The organism is Iodobacter arcticus (genome assembly GCF_042664895.1).
Classification (GTDB): Bacteria; Pseudomonadota; Gammaproteobacteria; order Burkholderiales; family Chitinibacteraceae; genus Iodobacter; species Iodobacter arcticus.
Window position 1 is genome coordinate 38202 of the sequence record NZ_JBHTBQ010000039.1, and the last position, 20337, is coordinate 58538.

A 20337-nucleotide genomic window follows, 5' to 3' on the forward strand; every position below is an offset into this window, starting at 1 on the left:
CGCCCCAGCCGCCACCTCTGCCTTATATAAATTGGAAGGATGCTAAAGATGGAACAATTTGACGGCACAACGATCGTTTCTGTTCGCCGGGGTGATCTGGTCGCGGTAGGCGGCGATGGTCAGGTAACCTTAGGCAATGTTGTTATCAAGGGCACAGCACGCAAAGTGCGTAAGCTCTATAACGATAAAGTCATCGTTGGTTTTGCCGGAGGCACTGCGGATGCTTTTACCCTGTTCGAGCGCTTTGAAACCAAGCTGGAAAAACATCAGGGCCACTTGACCCGTGCGGCCGTAGAGCTGGCTAAAGATTGGCGCACCGATCGCATGTTGCGCCGCTTAGAAGCCATGCTGATTGTGGCCGATAAAACCGCCACGCTGATTATTACAGGCAATGGTGATGTATTAGAGCCAGAGCATGGCATTGCTGCGATTGGTTCGGGTGGCGCATTTGCGCAATCTGCCGCCCGTGCCCTGCTGGAAAACACTGATTTAGCCCCCGAAGTGGTGGTTAAAAAAGCATTAGAAATCGCCGGAGATATTTGCATCTATACCAATCAAAACCATACGATTGAAACAATGTAAACGGCATCGCCTGCCCTTATTCAAATCTAGGCTGGCAAAAAAACCCGCGCCCAATTCAGCCAATGAATTGGGCGTTTTGCATGTTTATCTTCAGCCAGCTGAAATTCAACCGTGATCTGGCATACTTTTTCTCTGCAAAATAGCGAGCAGTCCCTTTAACCTTTTACTTATTTTATCTAACATATTTTCTGCAGACATCTATAAAGGAATGTGATTATTAGGTGAATATAAAATCATGGCTAAACACTTTTCGATTGGTGAGCTACGTCTTATTTTGGTAGAGCCCTCTGCGGCACAAAATAAACTGATTACCGCAAAGCTGAGGCTGCTTGGCATTATTGATATCCTTTCTTTTGAGCAAGGCTCCCAAGCACTCGCCTCCTTAAAAGTAGATAACAGCCCCAATTTAATCCTCAGCGCCCTCTACCTAAAAGACATGACGGGCATTGAGCTACTTACCCAGCTGCGCAATCATCCCGATACTCAGGATATTGCTTTTGTGCTGATTTCTAGCGAAACCCAGCCGGAAATTTTAGAGCCATTACGTCAGCTTGGCACATGCGCCATTATTCCTAAGCCATTTACTTCAGAAAACCTCGATCACGCCCTCTGCGTTTCGCTGGATTATCTGTCTGAAGATTTAACGCTGGATCAGGACGATTTAGATTTGGATATGCTGAGAGTATTGCTGGTTGATGATTCTAAAGCCGCGCGTAATTACATGCGTAAAGTGCTGGAAAACCTAGGCGTGCGTAATATTAAAGAAGCTGCAAATGGCCATGAAGGCGTGCAGCTTTTAGAAGAATGCGTTTTTGATCTTTTAATCACCGATTACAATATGCCGGAAATGGATGGCAAAGAATTAATTGAATTTGTACGTAACAACAGCTGGCAAAGCAATATTCCCATATTAATGGTTTCATCCGAAAGCGATGGTGGCCGGCTTGCGGCTGTCAGTAAAGCGGGTGTTTCCGGCATTTGCGACAAGCCTTTCGAGCCTTCGGTGGTACGTGGCCTGCTGGAAAAAATCCTGCGTGAGCATCAGCCTTAATTGGCCGATATCTTACTTAAAATCGCTATAAACGCTGTATTAAGCATGTAATCATCAGGATATAGCTGCCTCTGCCCACGTTTTTTCAACTATTTAAGTATCCTTTACGCCATATACAGCCAAGCAGGTGGAGCTTAATCCTGCTTGCCGCTAGAATGTCGCCATGTTGCATACACTTACACTTCTGCGTCAGCTTAATGCTGATGAATTTACCTCAGGCGAAGCCATTGCCAAGCTGCTGGGTATTTCCAGATCCGCTGTTTCTGGCGCGCTTAATCGCAGCAGCGATTATGGCATCGAGCTGGAGCGCCGCCATGGCGTTGGTTATAAGCTTGCTCAGCCAGTGGAATGGCTGGATCAAACGATCATCAAGCAGCACCTTAAGCCCAATACACCTTTTTGCCTGCAATTAGTCGATGAAATTGACTCAACCAACCGCAGCCTGAGGCAAGAATGTGCCGTGCACGGAACAGTACTTGCCGCCGAATGGCAAACCGCCGGAAAAGGCCGCTTAGGGCGGCAGTGGATAGGCAGCTTGGGCGGCAGCCTTTTATTTTCTGTGGTTTGGCGTTTTAGTGGTGGAATGACTCGCCTAGCAGGCTTAAGCCTTGCTCTTGGGATTGCGCTTACACGCGCACTCGAAAAAAAAGGCTACCAAGGCACCGGGCTAAAATGGCCTAACGATGTGCTTTGCCCTAAAGGAAAGCTAGCCGGTATTTTAATTGAGCTATCTGGCGATGCCTTAGGGCCTGTGGATGCCGTGATTGGCATTGGCTTAAACCTGCGCCTCTCTCCCGAGGAGCGCATCCACGCCGATCATGCAGCAGACTTAAGCGATTGCTCAGGCCCTTCGCCAGAGCGCAATGCACTGCTGGCAGCCATCCTAAATGAGCTAGCCGATATTCTGCCCCGCTTTGATCAAGATGGCTTTGCCCCGCTGCGCACCGAATGGGAAGCGCGGCATCTTTGGCAGGGCGAACAAGCTAAGCTCATCTCCGCTGATGGCAAAGAAAGCCGTGGACGCATCATTGGCGTGGCCGAGGATGGCGCATTAAGGCTGGCAGGAGAAGATGGCTTAAAAGTGGCTTATGCGGGCGATGTTAGCTTACGCAAGGTGAATGCAAAATGAAAATACTCTTAATTGATCTGGGCAATACACGGATTAAATGGGCCTATCGTGAAGGTGAAACCTTATCCACGGAAGGCTTCATCCTCAACACAGATTTTAATCAGCTGCTACTACAGCTAAGCGCCCTGCCCCAACCAGAAGTCATCCACGGCTGCACAGTAGGTGCGCCAAACCTAGCCAGCCAGCTCGATGCTTTTTGCCAAACGCAATGGCAACGCACTATTCAATGGCTGCAAGTCAGCCGAGAAGCACTGGGTATTCAGAATGGCTATCGCTATTTAGAGCAGCAGGGGCCGGATCGTTGGGCGGCCGTTTTAGGTGCGCGTAGCTTATTTCCTGATAAAGCACTACTGATCGCTAGCGCAGGCACGGCGCTGACCGTTGATGCGCTGACCGAAGATAATGAATTTTTAGGCGGGATGATTCTGCCAGGGTTACGCCTGATGAAATCAGCGCTAGCAGACCAAACAGAGCGCTTAACGATCAGCGATGGTGCTTTTCATGACTTTCCACGCTGCACCACCGATGCGATTCAAACCGGCTGCTTAAGCGCTTTAGCGGGCAGCATTATGGCCATGCACGCCCGGCTGGCTTTGCGCGGAGACACGCCGCTTTGTATTTTATCCGGCGGAGACGCCGCAGCTATTGCGCCGCTTTTAAGCGCTTATCACCCCATCATTGCCGAGCAGCTGGTGCTGCACGGCCTTGCCGCCCTTGCCCGGAATAACGCTTCATGAAATGGTTTTGTGCTCTATTGCTTGCTGTTAATTTGCTCCTTTGGAGCTATACCCCTGCGCCTTCCGCAGCCCCTCGTGTAAGCAGCGAAATTAATGCAGATAAAGTAAAGCTAATCGCCAGCCTGCCTGTACAGATCGTCAATCGACCTATGCCCGTCATGGCCAGCGAAGTAGAAGTCGCCCCGCCCACACCAAGCCCCACACCAAAGCCTACTCCGACACCCACGCCCGCCCCCAAAGTTGAGCTGGCAACCGCATGTATGCGCTGGAGCGGCATAGGCCAAGAGCAAACGGATTCCATGCGAGCGCGCCTTAAAACACTAGGCATTAGCAATACAGAAGCAGGCGTCAGCGGCAAAGTATGGGTTTATGTTCCACCACAAACAGATATTGAGCTAGCCAAGAAAAAAGCACAGCAACTGAGCGATCAAGGTGTGCAGGATTACTATGTGATCAATAATGGCGGCCGCTGGCAAAACGCCATTTCCCTCGGCATATTCAGTAGCAGAGAAGGCGCAGAGCGACGCTTAAACGAGCTAAAAAATCAGGGCGTGAAATCAGCCGTAGTGAGAGAGCGTGACGATAGCCCCTCTCATATGACTTTTACACTGCGTAAAGTATCAGCGGATCAGCAGCAAAAACTGGAAAAAATAAATGGCCAGCTTAAAGGGGCGCAGCTTCAGGTAAGCAGCTGCTCTTAGCCATCGCTCAATTTTGATTGATGCAAGCCCACCAGAGAAAAAAACCCTTGAATCTCAATCAAATTACCCTAGCCGCGCTCAATATCAACGAATCAATCCGCTTTTATCAAAAAATGGGATTTACGCTGATCGTAGAATCAGGGCACTACGCAAGGTTTGAGTGCCCGCAGGGGGAAGCGACTTTTTCAATTCATCAAGCCGAACACGCCGCAGCAGACAGTGGCGTCGTTATTTATTTTGAACATCAGGATCTTGATAGCAAGGTTTGCCAATTACAAAAGCTTGGCCTTGTTTTTTTCCAGGAGCCTAGAGACGAGCCTTGGCTATGGCGGGAAGCAAGATTGCATGATCCAAGTGGAAATACAATTTGCCTGTATTGGGCTGGGGGAAATAGAAAAAATCCGCCTTGGCGAATCAACGTTTAGCCTTAAGTAAGCGATGTTATGCAGCAAAACCCAAATCTTGCACTACGAAGCTCACAGAGAACACAGAGTTTCACGGAGAAAAACAAGGTTTGAATTAAGTTGTTGTGTAGGTTTTAAGTATTTTAAAACTCATCCCTTAAGTAGCGACCTAGGTCGCTACTTAAGGGAAGCTATACAAGCGCCAGCGCAGCTCGGTTTCTTGTGCGGGGCTTAATTTAGACTCTGATTGCAGCATGCCTTGCCCACCTGAAACGGCAGGACGAGACAACATCGTGGCGGGTAAGGTTTGCACATGGGGCTGAGGTCGTGCCACGACCATAGGGTTTGCCGATGACCCTTTACCTTGCGCAGGTGCTGCATGCGTTGCTTTTGCATGACTAGCACCCGGCTTACGCACATGCCGGCTGGAGCTATAGCTGGAGGCTTCAACACTCGTTATCATTAGCATTAAACTCGCCACCATTGCAATACGCAGGGTGTTCATCGTGATTCCTTCATACTAAAACGCACGTAATCGCCCACTTCAGGACGGATACTACCGCTTTCTAAAATAGCAATAGCAAACAAAGGCTGCACCTGGGTAATCGTCACCGCACTCAGCAGCGCTTCAGGCGTACCCAGCGACATGCTGCTATCGCCATTCACAGCGGGCACCAGCTGATTAGAGCCACTTACCCGAAACAACTGCAGCTTATCGCCCTTGGTAATTCTTGCCGTACTCCCTGCATCAATAAAGATGCGATCTTTATCTACCCGGCTGATTCTTGCAGCAAATGCTTGGCAAGCCAAAGCCTGATCAACGCCTGCCACCATCTGCTCTAACTGCTGCTCGACCATTTTGCCAAAATCAGTTTCATAAAAACGGCGGGAGCCAAAGATATAATCCCGACCCTGTATCACATCGCCTGTTGCCGAATCTGCAAAACGCTGCTGCTTTAACAACGCGCCACTGGCGCCGTCAAACACATACACATCGGCCTCAAAACGTCGGGAGGAAGGCTTGATCTTCAACCCCAGCTCGGCCACAGCAGGCATCCAGCCATTGAGCTTCAGCATGGGAATACTAGCGCTTATTTTTCGCTCACCGCTGCGAATATCGCTGCCCCAGGCTAGGCCATACTGCTCGCCATACGCACCAATATCCCGAATCACGCCGCCCACCACAAACTGCGTACCGTAGCGACGGGCTAGTTCACGGACTCGCTCAGGTTGTAAAACAGGATCATAAAAACCGGGTTGTAAATTAAACGCCGCCTCATTCACCGTGCGCTGTGGCAGATAATGATCTGATGCCGATAACATCCGGCTTAACTCTTGCTGCAAACCATCTTGAAAATGAGAGAGATCATTAGCATCAGCTGGATTTTGCAGCTGGAAATGCGCAAGCAATAATTTTTTGCGATAAGCAAAATCAGATTGCGCACATTCACGAACGGGTACTGGTTTGGCTAAAACACCCTGTGCAGCAGCTGCAACAGGTGTTGCAAGCACTTCGGCCGGAGCAGAGGCCGCTATTTTCTCAGCAGGAACAGGGTCTGGCTTAGGATCTGTTTCTATCATCACATGATAAAAACTCCCCTCCCGCCATTCACGCAATAATTTATACCGATCTAAAATCTGAACAGGAAACACACGCTGCAATTCGCTTACACGGCCATTTTCAACCGAGCTGCTTGCCTCCACTTTGGCCCCGTTCCATAAAGAAGCCTGCATCAATGCATCCTGTATGGCCTCTTGTCTGGCCATAGGAATACCGCCCACGCCAATCGCAGACAAGCCTTCAATTTCTGCCGCGCAGCAATTAAACGCCAGCAACAAAAGCGCACAGGCTTTGATCAATTAACGACCCCGCATAGCAAAAAAATTATGATTAGACGATTCATTAGCCAGCTTAGACATATCCAGCTCTAGCACCGTCTCGTAAGCGCCCTCAGGCAAGGCATTCATCGATACCACCCGCGCACCGCGTAAATACGCATCTACATAAATACGGAAGCTATCATTTTGCACCGATAAAGCCGCCACCGTACTATTACCCGCCAATCTAAAACCTTGCACCGTTTCGGCCAGTGCACGATAGGCATCTAACTTAGACGCACGCATCGACATCAGGCGGCGCTGAGCCCCAGATAAACCCTCAATCTGCGGTGGTGCACCGTAACCAGCAGCGGTCACCACGCCTTCTTCTGCGTAAGAAGTCGCCATGCAAGCTAGTAAAGTCGCAAGCGACACCAGAGTGTGTTTGATCCGCATTTTTATACCGCCTTATCTTTAGAGCTGAATTTACTTTAGCATAATGGCCGCCCTGCATAATCTGACAAAAGAGCGGGCCTATCACTGCGTTATCGGCAAGAATCAGGAAAAATAAAGCTATTTTCTGCGAAATAAACCATTAAGCGTAGAAAAAGCGGAAATATAGGGGAAGAGACTTTATATATCAAATCTGTAGGGCGGGTGAAACCCGCGAGCCAAGCTGAAAAATACGCGGGTTTCACCCGCCCTACGATGATTCCATGCTTGCCATTGTGCAGCAGTTTATAGGGTGTACAACGACGAAGTCGTCGCTACGGCAAGGCGGTGCGCAAGAAAAACGACTTGCACACCCTATAAAAATCAAACCCAATCCTGTTACGTTGACAGGATTAGGGCGAAGCCCGCCTTTAGCATTTCATATGCATAAGGCGGGTTTCACCCAGCCGACAAATGATTAAACCTCATTAAATCTTACGGAACACCAAGTCCCAAACACCATGGCCTAGCTTGATGCCACGATTTTCAAACTTAGTGAGTGGGCGATAATCTGGGCGCTCGGCGTAGGTTTCTGCGGTGTTTTTTAAGCTAGGCTCGTTGGACAAGACGTCCAGCATTTGGATGGCGTAGTCTTCCCAATCAGTCGCCAAATGCACATAACCACCGCTTTTAATCCGTGAGCACAGCTGCTTGACGAGATCTGGCTGAATCAAACGGCGCTTATTGTGGCGTTTTTTATGCCAAGGATCGGGGAAGAAAATATGCGCGCCATCGAGGGAATCTGCGGCGAGCATTTTATCCAGCACTTCTACTGCATCGTGCTGCACGATGCGCACATTTTGCAGGCCCTGCTCGCCCAATAATTTAAGCAAGCTGCCTACGCCTGGCGTATGCACTTCTACGCCAAGGTAATCGGTTTCTGGCTTGTGTGTGGCAATCTCAGCGGTTGGGCCGCCCATGCCAAAGCCAATTTCTAAAATTTTTGGACCAGAGCGGCCAAATGCAGCGGTCAGATCAAGTAGCTCTGGCTGATATTTAATGCAAAATTGTTCGCCAAACTCAGCGATAGCCCGCTCTTGGCCTGACGATAAATGCCCTTGGCGCAGCACAAAGCTACGAATACGGCGCATATAATTTGGGTGTTCCATTTCTCAATTCCTTGCAAACAAAAACGCCGCATCGCGCGGCGCATATTAAATATTTTAAACGCTAATTATAGGAAACCAAAGATCTGTAGACACAGAGGCCTCAGAGAACACAGAGCGCGGAGAGAAAGGCAAACAAATTTAATAATCTTGCTTTATGTGCTCTGCGCTCTTCCTATCTTTGTGTCTACAGATCTTTTTAAAACACATCCTTACTTCGCTGCAATCAAGCCAGATACCGGTGAGCTTGGGTCTGCGGTGTAGAGTTTTCTTGGGATACGCCCCGCTAAGAATGCATCGCGCCCAGCCATCACCGCCAGTTTCATCGCTCGCGCCATCAGTACCGGATTTTTTGCCCCAGCAATCGCGGTATTCATCAAAATACCGTCGCAGCCTAATTCCATCGCAATCGCCGCGTCGGACGCCGTACCTACACCGGCATCAACCAGCACCGGCACTTTGGCCGATTCAATAATCAAGCGTAGATTCCACGGGTTTAAGATGCCCATGCCCGAGCCAATCAAAGAGGCTAAAGGCATAATGGCGCAGCAGCCGATGTCTTCCAGCTCTTTAGCCACAATCGGATCATCCGATGTATAAACCATCACATCGAAGCCTTCTTTAACCAGCGTTTCTGCGGCAATCAGCGTTTCGCGCACATTAGGATAAAGCGTGTTGGCATCCCCAAGTACTTCGAGCTTGACCAGCTTATGCCCATCAAGCAATTCACGCGCTAGGCGCAAGGTGCGGATGGCGTCGGTGGCGTTATAGCAACCTGCGGTATTCGGCAAATAAGTAAATTGCGACGGCGGTAAATACTCAAGCAAAGACGGCTGGCTGGCATCCTGACCAATATTTACGCGGCGAATCGCGACCGTGATAATTTCTGCACCAGAGGCATCTACCGCCGCACGTGTTTCTTGAAAATCTTTATATTTACCGGTGCCAACAATCAATCTTGATTGGTAAGCCTTACCCGCAATTTGAAATTGATCCGACATAGACGCCTCTTATAAATGAAGACAATACCGAGCTGCACAAGCGCTAACCCGAGCTACGAAATAATGATCAGCCCCCGCCTACTGCCACGACCATTTCTAAAATATCACCTTCGCTTAGAAAAGTAGCGCCATGTTGGCTTTTAGGGACGATTTCGCCATTTTGCTCGATCGCAATTCGTTTACCTTTGAGCTCAAGCAAATCAATCAGATCAAGCAGGGAAAGGGGGGCCGCAAATTCGCGGGCTTCGCCATTAATTGAGATTTTCATGATGTAGTTCAGTAAGTAAAAAGAAATTTGGCCTTGCAGCGCCTGCTTATGAACGCATTCTTTGAATGCGATAAGCCGATGGTAATTGGCGCAGGTTTTTCATCACCTTGGCCAAATGCGTGCGATTGCTTACCTGCAAAGTGAATTGAATCTGCATATAGCGCTCAGAGAAGCCTTCCGGCTCTTGGGTTGCCACGGCCGTGATATTGGCATCAGCCTCTGCAATGGCCGTAGCAATCGCCGCCAAAGTGCCCCTATCATTTTGTGCCAAAATACGCACTGGCACATCAAACAGGCGATTCACATCGGCATCCCATTCCACATCAATTAGTTTTTCACTATCGATACGGCCATGGGCAATTTGTGGGCAATCATGGGTATGAATGACCAAGCCCTGATCTTTTTTAACAAAGCCTAGAATTGGATCGCCCGGAATTGGGTTACAACATCGCGCACATTGAATCGCCATGCCTTCACTACCGCGCACAGCCACAGCGGCGGCTTTACGCCCACCCACTAATTCTTCTTGCCAATTACCGGCTAATTGCAATAAGCGCTTGGCAACAACCATCGCCAGCCGTTTACCAAGGCCTAATTCGGCTTTCACTACTTCGCGGGATTTCTCGCCATTTTCTTTTAAATAGCGCTCCCACACATCGTCGCTTACCTGCTGCAAAGGTTGATTTAAACTGGCAAAACCCTGAGCCAATAAACGATCACCCAATAATACAGATTCTTCAAAGCGCAGGCTTTTTAGAAAATGACGAATATGCGAGCGTGCCTTACCAGTAGTCACAAAGGTGAGCCAAGATGGATTAGGGCGTGCATGCACGGCAGAAACGATTTCTACCTGATCGCCATTTTTTAAGCGCGTGCGTAATGGCACTAATTCATGATTAATTTTTGCGGCAATACAACTATCGCCAATATCCGAATGCACGGCATAGGCAAAATCAACACAGCAAGAGCCCGCCGGCATATTAAAAATTTTGCCCTTAGGCGTAAAGACATACACCTGATCGGGGAATAAATCGACTTTAATATGCTCTAAAAATTCAACCGCATCGCCCGATTCGGTTTGCATTTCTAATAAAGATTGCAGCCATTGATGAGTTTTCTTCTGTACATCAGAAAAGCCTTCATCGCCGCTTTTATACATCCAATGGCTAGCCACGCCCGCATCGGCAATACGATGCATATCGCCCGAGCGAATTTGAATTTCAATCGGCGTGCCATAAGGGCCAAATAGCGTGGTGTGCAGGCTTTGATAACCATTGGCTTTGGGAATCGCAATATAGTCTTTAAACTTGCCAGGAATTGGCTTAAATAATGCGTGCAATGCACCCAGCGTGAGATAGCTGGTGGGTACGTCTTTTACAATTACTCTAAAGGCATAGATATCCAGCACTTCAGAAAAACTGAGTTGTTTTTCCTGCATTTTACGATAAATACTATAGAGATTTTTTTCACGACCTGTCACGCTGGCTTCAATTTTAGCCGCAGCGAGTTTATCTTTAATTGAATCTAATATCCTACCCACCACTTCGCGGCGATTACCACGGGCGGCTTTTAATGCTTTGGATAAAACACCATAGCGATTAGGGTGCAAATATTTAAATGCCAGATCGTCTAATTCTTGATAGGCACTATTCAGGCCAATTCGATTAGCAATTGGCGCATAGATTTCCATGGTCTCGCGGGCAATTCGCTTTTGCTTATCTGCCCGCATCGCATCCATCGTGCGCATATTGTGCAAACGATCCGCCAGCTTAATCAGCATCACGCGTAAATCACGCGCCATCGCCAACAGCATTTTGCGGAAATTCTCAGCCTGTGCTTCTTCTTTACTTTGAAACTCTAGCTTGTCGATTTTGCTCATGCCATCGACCAGCTCGGCAACTGTTTTACCAAACTTTTCTGTCAGCTCAAGTTTGGTAACCCCGCTGTCTTCCATCACATCGTGCAGCAAAGCGCCTGCTAGCGCCTGAGCGTCGAGCTTCCACTGGGTAAGAATGGTGGCCACGGCAAGGGGATGGGAAATATAAGGCTCGCCAGAGCGGCGAACTTGGCCTCGGTGCGAGGCATCAGCAAAGCAAAAGGCAGTCGCTAAAAACTGGCGGTCTTCCAGCTTTAAATAAGAGGTATTTAGGGAAAGAAAGCGATTTGCATCGGCGAACACTTCCGGGGCGGTACTCGCCAACTCGGGCAAATCAATATCAGCCAGTAGCATTTCCATAATCGAGCCCACAATAAAACAGGCCCAGCAAGCTGCTGGGCCGGATAAGCTTAAGCTTAAGAACGCTTAATCAAGATGTCTCGGCTAACCAAACCTGCTGCAACTTCACGCAGTGCAAGTACAGTTGGCTTTTCACGGCCATTGTGCTCGATCTGTGGAGTAGAACCGTTGGCAATTTGGCGAGCGCGATAAGCTGCTGCTAAGGTCAAATCAAAACGATTTTCGATGCGGTTAAGGCAGTCGTCTACGGTAACTCGAGCCATGGCGTTGTCCCTGAAATAATATGGATGATGCGCACAAGGTGCGACTAACCCTTGATTCTATCAGAAAATCATGTAATCCGTCAGCGATTCGCCTAGTCCAAAGCAAAAAACATGCAAAGCCACGCTCAAAGCCCGCTCAGCAACCATGCAGCCGCACTATTTATGAAGTTTTTAAGCTGCTGATCAAGCTTTGATGACGCGTGCTTTGGCGATGCAGCTTCAGGCGCTCGGCTCTTACCGCACTCACAATATCGCGCACCGCTTCATCAATATGCTCGTTCACGATCACATAATCGAACTCTTCAACATGGCTGATTTCTTCTTTAGCCACCGCCATGCGGCGCTCGATCACTTCATCGCTGTCTTTACCGCGATTTTTCAGGCGCTGCTCTAAAACTTCAACCGAAGGCGGCAAAATAAACAGGCCAATTGCTTCAGGAAACAGCCGACGAACTTGCGCCGCGCCTTGCCAATCGATTTCTAAAAGAATATCGCGGCCGGTATCAATGGCCTGATTAATCCAAGTTTGCGAAGTGCCGTAATAATTACCATACACCTCGGCGTGTTCCAGAAAATCACCGTTATGGATCATTTGCTCAAACACTTCACGGCTTACAAAATGATAATCCTTTCCGTCTACTTCACCTGGGCGCGCTGCACGGGTGGTGAAAGACACTGAAAGCTGTACATTTTGGTCTGCGGCCAGAAGCGCTGCGACCAAAGTGGTTTTCCCCGCACCTGAAGGCGCAGTCACCACAAAAAGATTACCTTTTGCCATCAAACAAATCCTGTAATAAAACTACACGAAGATTAGCATTAGACGCCAGATCAGGCGAGCGCTTGCCGCATATAAATTCACCATCCAAGGCGATGTTGCTGATTCGCCCACATGATTAAAACATAAAGAGCTTAGATCACACGCAATAATATTTCTCAACCAGTAAGAATAAAAATATAAAGCGTAAAATTCAAACCGTTGTTGCCTGACATTAGCGACTCATTTAGCATACGCTCTGCATAAATCGTGCCCAAAAAGTATAGCCTTCAACCGCCTATCATGCTGCCTGAGGTTTTGTATGTTGCCTGCATTACTACCCCCGACTATGAAGCAACTACATTGGATCGCCAGCCTCTCGCTACTGACTGGCTGCGCGGTAAGCATTCCCAAGCCTTCACCGCAGGATTTAGCGCCCGCCTCTACAGAATGGAGCGCACCATCACCCAAGCAAACCCAATTATCCATACAAAATAGCTGGGCCAGCTGGCAAGATATAAACCTAAATACTTTACTCGCTCATACGCTCGCCTCCCACCCCAGTATGGCGCAAGCCAAGGCCAAAATTAGCGAAGCGCGTGCAGAAGCAGCCGCCATCGGTGCACATCTTTGGCCCAATATTAGCGCCACGGCGGGCTATAGCCGCGGCAAGAACTCTATGCCCAATGCTGAATCGGCCAAAAATCTTGCCAATGCAGGCCTAGATGCACGTTGGGAAATCGATCTTTGGGGCGGGATTGCGGCAGCCAAACAAGGCTTGTACGCCAATCTAAATAGCAATGAAAACGCCTATGAGCTAGCTGCCGCCAGCCTTGCCGCAGAAGTTGCCAATACCTTAACCGTCTACCGCGCTTGCAAGGGCCAAGAAACCCTCGCTACGCAGATTTTACAATCTCAGATACTCAGCGCCAAATTAATGCACAGCAAACTGGATGTGGGCCTTGCCAGCATTGTGGATGCGGCCAAGAGCGATCATGAACAAGCCGAAGCCAGCTTTCAAGCCAGCGACATTGCCACTCAATGCGGCGTAACACTTAAAGCCTTGGTGGCCTTAACGGGGATGAAAGAAGACGCCCTTAAAACCATGCTCGCGCCAGAAGCGGGCATGATGCCTAGCCGCCCTGCGCTATCGATCAAAAACATTCCTGCCGAGGTGCTCGCCGATCGACCCGATATTAAAAGTGCGGCTTTATTATTAGAAACCATGGCCTCAGAAGTTGCCGTAAAAGAAGTCGCCCGTTATCCATCGGCCTCCTTGCTCGGCATGATTTGCGTGGGCTGCCAGCTTAGCGATGGGATTAATTTAGACAGCCGCAACTGGTCATTTGGTATCAATTTTAATATCCCAATTTTTAATGCGGGGGAGCTGAGCGCGAAACAAGATGCCGCCATGGCCCGCTATCAACAAGCCATCCATAGCTATCAGCAGCAGGCTAGGCTAGCAGTGCGCGAAGTCGAAGAAAATATGCTGCGTCTAGACGACAGCCAACGCCGCACTCAAGTGTTAGAGCGCCAGCTTTCCCTTGCCCGAGTACAGCTCAAAGCCAGCCAAGCCCTTTATAAAGTGGGCAGCGCCAGCCAGCTACAAACCGCAGAAATAGAGCGCTATGAGCTATCCGCCCAAAGCCGCCTGCTCACCCTGCAAAGAGAACAAAGCGCCAACTGGATTGCGCTTTACAAAGCACTTGGCGGCAAAGCGCCGAATATTGCGGAATAAAAAGATCTGTAGACACAAACCGTAGGGCGTACTCGAAGCTTCGCGTGCGATGCAAAGCATCGTTCAGCGAAGCGCAGTACGCCAGATGCATCGATAAAAACTCAGTCTCTTTCAACATCGTCATATTTACATAAACGCAATAGCTTAAATGGCGCACTGCGCGCTCTGAGCGACTAAAAACCGTCGCACGCTCGCTTCGAGTACGCCCTACATACATGACTGACTGCTACTGACCGGAGCCTCACCCATGCACATCCTCAAGCAACACCCCAAGCTGACCGCGATCTGCGGCTGCCTTTTGCTCTGCGGAGTGATCGCACTGATTGCCATGCCCAAAAGCATTGCCAAGGCGGTTGAAACCGCAAAGCCAGCGATGACCGTAACGGTGATTTCTCCAGCCCCGCAAACATGGCCTGTCGTGATCACCGCCAATGGCAATATCGAAGCCTGGCAGGAATCCTTGATTGGTGCGGAAATTGGCGGCTATGCGCTGGCCGAAGTGCAGGCGCAAATCGGCGATGTGGTAAAACGCGGCCAAGTGCTCGCGCAGTTTTCCAGCGACACGCTCAAAATCGAGCTGGCTCAGCAGCAAGCCGCCCTGGCAGAATCAGAATCGGCATGGAATGAAGCATCAGACAATGCCGAGCGCATTCGTAAATTAGATAGCAATGGCGCGCTCAGCGGCCAGCAAATCAAGCAATCAGTTTTACAAGAACAAGCCGCCGCCGCCCGCCTGCAAGCCGCCAAAGCCCGCCTTGCTGCGCAGCAATTACGCATCAAACAAAGCCAAGTCATCGCCCCCGATGATGGGGTGATTTCAGCCCGCAGCGCCACCGTGGGCGCGGTTGTGCAGCCGGGGCAGGAGCTGTTTAGATTAGTCCGGCAAAGCCGCCTAGAATGGCGCGCCGAAGTCAGCGCCCTAGACGCAGCCCGCATCAAAAGCGGCCAACAAGTCAGCATCACCCTGCCCAATGGCCAATCAGTGAGTGGCAAAGTGCGCAAAGCCGCCCCCACCGTCGACGCCCGCACACGCAATTTGCTGGTGTACGTGGATCTGCAAAATACCTCACTCGATACCGCCAAGCCCGGCATGTTTGCCAAAGGCGCATTACAAACCGGCCAAGGCGATGTGCTCACCCTGCCTGGCAACAGCATCGTGATGCGCGACGGCTTTGCCCATGTATTTGTGCTGGGCGAAGGTAATAAAGTCAAAATACAGCGCGTCACATTAGGCCGGCAAGATAGCCAAAACGTAGCCGTCAACGGCATCAGCAAAGACGCAAAAATCATCGCCAGCGGCGCAGGATTTTTAGCCGATGGCGATGTGGTAAAAGTGGTGGCTGCCAAATAAGAAAACGTAGGGCGGGTGAAACCCACCGGACTTTGCCATGGAATGATAGGAAAACGGCGGGTTTCACCCGCCCTACAAAAGCCCTTAAGGATAAGTAATGAATTTTTCTGCTTGGTCGATCAGAAACCCCATCCCGGCCATTATGTTATTTGTCTTGCTGTCTCTGGCCGGTGTGCTGTCTTTTCAGAGCATGAAGGTGCAAGACTTCCCGGATATTGAGCTGCCAATGGTCACGGTAACAGCCGTTCAGCCAGGAGCCGCCCCGGCTCAGCTGGAAAGCGAAGTCGCCAGAAAGCTTGAAAATTCTGTCTCGGCCTTGCAAGGGGTAAAGCACGTTTACAGCAAGATTCAAGACGGTAGCGTGATGCTGACGGTTGAATTTGTGCTGGAAAAACCCGTCAACGAAGCGGTAGACGATGTACGCAATGCGGTGAGTGCCGTCCGTGGTGATCTACCTAGCGATCTAAAAGACCCCATCATTGGCAAGGTGGAATTCTCTAGCGTGCCGTTTTTGGTTTTCACGGTAGGCTCCAACGCGCTGAATGAGGAGCAACTTTCTTGGCTGGTCGATAACAAAATCAGTAAGGAAGTTCGAGCGGTGTCTGGCGTGGGTAAGTTTGCCCGTGTAGGTGGGATTAACCGTGAAGTACGGGTAGAAATCGATCCGGCACGCCTTGCCGCCTTGGGGGTGAGCGCCGCCGATGTATCCCGTAGCCTTGCCCAAACCCAGCGTGATTCATCGGGTGGCCGTAGTGATTTAATCGGTAGCGAGCAAGCGATTCGCACCATCTCTACCGTGCAAAGCGCGAGCGAGCTAGGCCAGATGACGCTGCCGCTAAACGATGGGCGCAGCATTCGCCTCGATCAAGTCGCCACCATTAGCGACACTACAGCCGAACGCCGCTCGATTGCCCTACTGGATGGCAAGCCGGTGGTGGGCTTTGAAATCAGCCGTTCACGCGGCGCGAGTGAAATTGAAGTTGCCGCAGGCATCCAAGCTGCGCTGGAAAAAATCAAGGCCGCCAACGCGGGGCTCACCATCACCACCGCCTACGATATGGCCGAGCCGGTACAAGAATCCTTCGATGGATCGATGACGCTGCTATGGGAAGGCGCCCTGCTGGCGGTGCTGGTGGTGTGGTGGTTTTTGCGCGATTGGCGCGCCACCTTGGTGTCTGCCGCCGCCTTGCCGCTGTCTATCTTGCCGGCTTTTATTGGCATGGCTTATTTAGGCTTCAGCTTAAATACCGTGACGCTGCTTTCCTTAGCGCTGGTGGTCGGGATTTTGGTCGATGACGCGATTGTAGAAATCGAAAACATCGTCCGCCATTTACGCATGGGCAAATCGCCCTATCAGGCGGCGATGGAAGCCGCAGACGAGATTGGCCTTGCCGTGGTGGCCACCACCTTTGCGCTAATTGCCGTGTTTTTGCCCACCGCATTTATGGCGGGGATTCCAGGCAAATTCTTTAAGCAATTTGGCTGGACAGCCGCACTGGCCGTGATGGCCTCCCTCATTGTGGCGCGTTTACTTACGCCGATGATGGCAGCTTATATCCTGAAACCCATCACCCATGAGCATAAAGAAGGCCGCATTATGCTGGCCTATTTAAAACTGGCGGATTGGTGTTTAAGGCATCGCAAACTCACCACCCTATTCTCCCTGCTGTTTTTTATTGGCTCGCTGATGCTGGTGCCGCTGCTACCTACCGGCTTTATTCCACCCGATGACCGATCACAAACGCTGGTTAAAATTGAGCTACCGCCAGGCGCCACGCTGGAAGAAACCAGCAGCGTAGCCGAACGCGCTCGTGTCTTGCTTGGCAGCGAAAAATCCATCACTCGCATCTATACCGCCATCGGCGGCGGCGGTGCGGGGGCCGATCCCTTTGCGGCAGGCGGCGTGACCGAAGTCAACAAGGCCAATCTGACTTTAACCCTGACTGAACGCACCGAGCGCAATAAAAAAATTGTGATCGAATCACGTGTGCGTGACTTGCTCAAAGATATTCCAGGCGTGCGCCTGAGCGTGGGCCTTGGTGGATCAGGCGAAAAATTCCAGCTTATTTTACTGGGCGACGACCCAGCCACTTTGGTCGCCACGGCGCAAAATGTGGAACGCGATATGCGCACCTTGCAAGGCGTGGGGGCGGTTACCTCCAGCGCCAGCCTAGTGCGGCCCGAAGTCACCATCCGCCCCGATCTAGCCCGAGCGGCCGATTTAGGCGTGAGTATTGCCAGCATCTCGGACACGATTCGCATCTCTACCGTTGGTGATTTTGATACCCAAGTCGCTAAGCTTAATCTGCCCGAGCGGCAAATCCCCATCGTGGTGCGCCTGCCCGACAGCACGCGCAAAGATTTGGAGCAAATCAAGCAGCTAAAAGTGCCGAGTAAACATGGCGACGTGATGCTGGGCGAGGTTGCTAGTGTTGAATTGTCTTCTGGCCCTAGCCAAATTGATCGCTACGACCGAGCCAGAGATGTGATTTTTGATATCGAACTCAATGGCCGCTCGCTAGGTGAAGTGAGCGCGGAAGTCGATCAATTACCTAGCCTGCTGCAATTACCCAAGGGCGTAGAGCGTGCCGCCTTTGGCGATGCAGAAGAAATGAAAAAACTCTTCGCCAGCTTTGGGATTGCCATGCTGACCGGCGTGTTGTGCATTTACATGGTGCTGGTGCTGCTGTTTAAAGACTTTATGCAGCCCGTCACCATTCTGGCCGCCCTGCCTTTATCCATCGGCGGCGCATTTTTGGCGCTACTCATCGCCCAAAGCTCATTCTCTATGCCCACGTTAATCGGCCTGATTATGCTGATGGGCATCGCCACCAAAAACTCCATTTTGCTAGTCGAATACGCCATTGTCGCCCGCAGGGAAGGCATGAGCCGCTTTGACGCGCTGATGGACGCCGGCCTAAAACGCGCCCGCCCCATCGTGATGACCACCATCGCCATGGGCGCAGGCATGTTGCCGATTGCACTGGGTATCGGCATCGACCCAAGCTTTAGATCGCCGATGGCCATTGCCGTAATCGGCGGCCTGATCACCTCTACCCTGCTTAGCCTCTTAGTCGTGCCAGTGGTATTTACCTTTGTGGATGATTTTGTGCAGTGGCTTAGCAAGCATAGGAAAGGCAAGGTAGGAGCGAGCTCGGCAAAAAGCTAAGTCCAGCCAGCAGCCCATGTCGGGTTACGCGATAAAACTGCTAACCCGACCTACGGAGCTACGGGACGTCGTATTTGTAGGTCGTGGTTAGCGAAGCGTAACCCGACATGCACTGCCACTCCATCAAACCTAAACTCTGGAAAATCACTAGGTTCAAATCCATGCCATCCATCGTCATCATTTACCATTCTGCAAGCGGCACCACGGCTCAATTGGCTGAAGCCATTTTTGCTGGCGCTCAGGAACTCGCCACGCCATCGATTTACCGCATCAGCGGGGCAGAAATCATTGCCGGGCGTTTTATTGACGAAGCCATCTGGGCGCAGCTCGACCAAGCAGATGCGATTATATTTGGCAGCCCCACCTATATGGGCGGGCCTTCGGCGCAATTTAAAGCGTTTGCCGATGCCTCGGGGGAACGTTGGAGCCAGCGCACTTGGGCGAATAAAATCGCTGCCGGTTTTACCATTGGCACGCTAGCCAACAGCGATCAATCAAGCACTCTGCTCTATTTTAGTGTGCTCGCCTCCCAACACGGCATGCTCTGGTGTGGCTTAGATATTCCAGGCGGCTATGATGAGCAAGGCCGCAATCGGCTGGGGACTCAGCTAGGCATAGCCGCACAAAGCAGCGATGGACAAGTTAATCCCATCGATTTAATGACAGCGCATTATTTGGGTAAACGAGTCGCGCAAATTGCCTTAAAAATGAGCCACCCATCAAGCAAGGACACCCCATGAAATACATCGCCCTGCGCGTTCGCACCGCCATGCTGGTGCACGGCTACACCGCCGAGAATCAAGAAATCGTCGAAGAATTCCATGACGAGCCTTTCTTAGAAAAACTGATCGCCATCGAGCGCATTCAATCCGTTACCGAAAAGTATCTACTGGTCAGCTCATCGCATGGCCGGGTGATGTATTGGGAATATGAAGGCGATCTGGATTCGATTGCGCAAAGGCTGAATGCGGCGGGATTGCTCATTGCCTGATCGTACTCACTCCCCCTTTCCCATCATTCAAACCCCACGCTTAACCCTAAGAGAGCTTGTTGCAGGCGACGCGCCCGCGATCTTTGCCATTCATGGTGATGCAGAAGCCATGCGCTGGTTTGGCTGTGATGTCATGGTCGATCCGGCTGCAGCAAGCCAGCTAATCGAGATTTTTACCCACTGGCGCAGCATGCCCAATCCCGGCACGCGCTGGGGAATTGAATATCAGGGGGAAATCATCGGCAGTTGCGGGCTATTTAAATGGGATAAAAATGGCAAACATTGCCATATCGGCTACGAGCTAGCGCAGGGCCATTGGGGGCAAGGCTTGATGCGCGAAGTTTTGCTGGCGATCTTGGCTTGGGGCTTTGAGCATATGGCGCTTAATCGTATTCAGGCTCAGGTGCATCCACAAAATATGGCGTCGATTAAATCACTGGTGTCGCTTGGTTTTGTACAAGAAGGCTGCTTTAGGGAGGCTGGGTTTTGGCATGGGCAGCACCATGATTTATTGCAATATGCGCTACTTAAAAGGGATTGGTAAAT

General features: G+C 50.6%; 21 protein-coding genes. 12 read left to right on the forward strand and 9 right to left on the reverse strand.

Features of this window, described 5'->3' with window-relative positions:
• Nucleotides 1–48: 48 nt before the first annotated feature.
• The 6 genes from hslV to ACFQNF_RS17345 all read left to right on the forward strand — a co-directional run bounded on the left by hslV (nucleotide 49) and on the right by ACFQNF_RS17345 (nucleotide 4625).
• The gene (gene hslV, locus ACFQNF_RS17320; protein ID WP_046351086.1) at nucleotides 49–582 is read left to right on the forward strand and encodes an ATP-dependent protease subunit HslV; all 534 of its coding nucleotides are present in this window, start codon (nucleotides 49–51) and stop codon (nucleotides 580–582) included.
• 235 nt (nucleotides 583–817) lie between these two features.
• A complete protein-coding gene (locus tag ACFQNF_RS17325) occupies nucleotides 818–1633 on the forward strand; it encodes a response regulator (protein WP_380189168.1) in 816 nt (271 codons plus the stop codon).
• A 163-nt stretch (nucleotides 1634–1796) separates the two neighbouring features.
• Nucleotides 1797–2762 carry a biotin--[acetyl-CoA-carboxylase] ligase gene (locus ACFQNF_RS17330; protein ID WP_380189169.1) on the forward strand — a complete coding sequence of 322 codons (966 nt, stop codon included), beginning with the start codon at nucleotides 1797–1799 and terminating at the stop codon, nucleotides 2760–2762.
• Nucleotides 2759–3499 carry a type III pantothenate kinase gene (locus ACFQNF_RS17335; RefSeq protein WP_380189170.1) on the forward strand — a complete coding sequence of 247 codons (741 nt, stop codon included), beginning with the start codon at nucleotides 2759–2761 and terminating at the stop codon, nucleotides 3497–3499. Before ACFQNF_RS17330 ends, ACFQNF_RS17335 begins: the two co-directional genes overlap by 4 nt.
• The gene (locus tag ACFQNF_RS17340; protein WP_380189171.1) at nucleotides 3496–4200 is read left to right on the forward strand and encodes an SPOR domain-containing protein; all 705 of its coding nucleotides are present in this window, start codon (nucleotides 3496–3498) and stop codon (nucleotides 4198–4200) included. Before ACFQNF_RS17335 ends, ACFQNF_RS17340 begins: the two co-directional genes overlap by 4 nt.
• A 47-nt stretch (nucleotides 4201–4247) precedes the next feature.
• Nucleotides 4248–4625 (forward strand): VOC family protein, encoded by a 378-nt coding sequence (locus ACFQNF_RS17345; protein ID WP_380189172.1) that lies wholly within the window; start codon nucleotides 4248–4250, stop codon nucleotides 4623–4625.
• 160 nt (nucleotides 4626–4785) lie between these two features.
• On the opposite strand, the gene ACFQNF_RS17350 is transcribed toward ACFQNF_RS17345, so the two are convergent.
• The 9 genes from ACFQNF_RS17350 to gmk form a co-directional block, all read right to left on the reverse strand.
• The gene (locus tag ACFQNF_RS17350) at nucleotides 4786–5109 is read right to left on the reverse strand and encodes a hypothetical protein (protein ID WP_380189173.1); all 324 of its coding nucleotides are present in this window, start codon (nucleotides 5107–5109) and stop codon (nucleotides 4786–4788) included.
• Nucleotides 5106–6464: a flagella assembly protein FlgT middle domain-containing protein gene (locus tag ACFQNF_RS17355; RefSeq protein WP_380189174.1), complete on the reverse strand. Its 1359-nt coding sequence runs from the start codon at nucleotides 6462–6464 to the stop codon at nucleotides 5106–5108. Before ACFQNF_RS17355 ends, ACFQNF_RS17350 begins: the two co-directional genes overlap by 4 nt.
• Nucleotides 6465–6878 (reverse strand): LPP20 family lipoprotein, encoded by a 414-nt coding sequence (locus ACFQNF_RS17360; protein WP_380189175.1) that lies wholly within the window; start codon nucleotides 6876–6878, stop codon nucleotides 6465–6467.
• A gap of 464 nt (nucleotides 6879–7342) precedes the next feature.
• Nucleotides 7343–8023: a tRNA (guanosine(46)-N7)-methyltransferase TrmB gene (gene trmB / locus ACFQNF_RS17365; RefSeq protein ID WP_380189176.1), complete on the reverse strand. Its 681-nt coding sequence runs from the start codon at nucleotides 8021–8023 to the stop codon at nucleotides 7343–7345.
• A gap of 209 nt (nucleotides 8024–8232) precedes the next feature.
• Nucleotides 8233–9021 carry a thiazole synthase gene (locus ACFQNF_RS17370; RefSeq protein WP_380189177.1) on the reverse strand — a complete coding sequence of 263 codons (789 nt, stop codon included), beginning with the start codon at nucleotides 9019–9021 and terminating at the stop codon, nucleotides 8233–8235.
• A gap of 67 nt (nucleotides 9022–9088) precedes the next feature.
• Nucleotides 9089–9289 (reverse strand): sulfur carrier protein ThiS, encoded by a 201-nt coding sequence (gene thiS, locus ACFQNF_RS17375; RefSeq protein WP_380189178.1) that lies wholly within the window; start codon nucleotides 9287–9289, stop codon nucleotides 9089–9091.
• A 46-nt stretch (nucleotides 9290–9335) separates the two neighbouring features.
• On the reverse strand, nucleotides 9336–11525 hold the full coding sequence (locus tag ACFQNF_RS17380; protein WP_465262217.1) for a RelA/SpoT family protein: 2190 nt from the start codon (nucleotides 11523–11525) through the stop codon (nucleotides 9336–9338).
• 56 nt (nucleotides 11526–11581) lie between these two features.
• On the reverse strand, nucleotides 11582–11788 hold the full coding sequence (gene rpoZ / locus ACFQNF_RS17385; protein ID WP_046351075.1) for a DNA-directed RNA polymerase subunit omega: 207 nt from the start codon (nucleotides 11786–11788) through the stop codon (nucleotides 11582–11584).
• A gap of 160 nt (nucleotides 11789–11948) precedes the next feature.
• Entirely contained in the window at nucleotides 11949–12575 is a 627-nt protein-coding gene (gene gmk / locus ACFQNF_RS17390; RefSeq protein WP_465262218.1) for a guanylate kinase, read from the reverse strand.
• Between the two features lie 289 nt (nucleotides 12576–12864).
• Here gmk and ACFQNF_RS17395 point away from each other — a divergent pair, with 289 nt between their 5' ends.
• From ACFQNF_RS17395 to ACFQNF_RS17420, 6 genes are all read left to right on the forward strand, one after another.
• Nucleotides 12865–14280, forward strand: a complete 1416-nt coding sequence (locus ACFQNF_RS17395; RefSeq protein WP_380189180.1) for an efflux transporter outer membrane subunit — start codon at nucleotides 12865–12867, stop codon at nucleotides 14278–14280.
• A gap of 247 nt (nucleotides 14281–14527) precedes the next feature.
• The gene (locus ACFQNF_RS17400) at nucleotides 14528–15631 is read left to right on the forward strand and encodes an efflux RND transporter periplasmic adaptor subunit (RefSeq protein ID WP_380189181.1); all 1104 of its coding nucleotides are present in this window, start codon (nucleotides 14528–14530) and stop codon (nucleotides 15629–15631) included.
• 97 nt (nucleotides 15632–15728) lie between these two features.
• Entirely contained in the window at nucleotides 15729–18800 is a 3072-nt protein-coding gene (locus ACFQNF_RS17405; protein ID WP_380189182.1) for an efflux RND transporter permease subunit, read from the forward strand.
• Between the two features lie 161 nt (nucleotides 18801–18961).
• Complete coding sequence (locus ACFQNF_RS17410) at nucleotides 18962–19540, forward strand: flavodoxin family protein (protein ID WP_380189183.1); 579 nt, start codon at nucleotides 18962–18964, stop codon at nucleotides 19538–19540.
• Nucleotides 19537–19791 carry a hypothetical protein gene (locus ACFQNF_RS17415; RefSeq protein WP_380189184.1) on the forward strand — a complete coding sequence of 85 codons (255 nt, stop codon included), beginning with the start codon at nucleotides 19537–19539 and terminating at the stop codon, nucleotides 19789–19791. The genes ACFQNF_RS17410 and ACFQNF_RS17415 overlap by 4 nt, the downstream gene beginning before the upstream one ends.
• Complete coding sequence (locus ACFQNF_RS17420) at nucleotides 19784–20335, forward strand: GNAT family N-acetyltransferase (protein WP_380189185.1); 552 nt, start codon at nucleotides 19784–19786, stop codon at nucleotides 20333–20335. Before ACFQNF_RS17415 ends, ACFQNF_RS17420 begins: the two co-directional genes overlap by 8 nt.
• The last annotated feature ends 2 nt before the right edge of the window (nucleotides 20336–20337 follow it).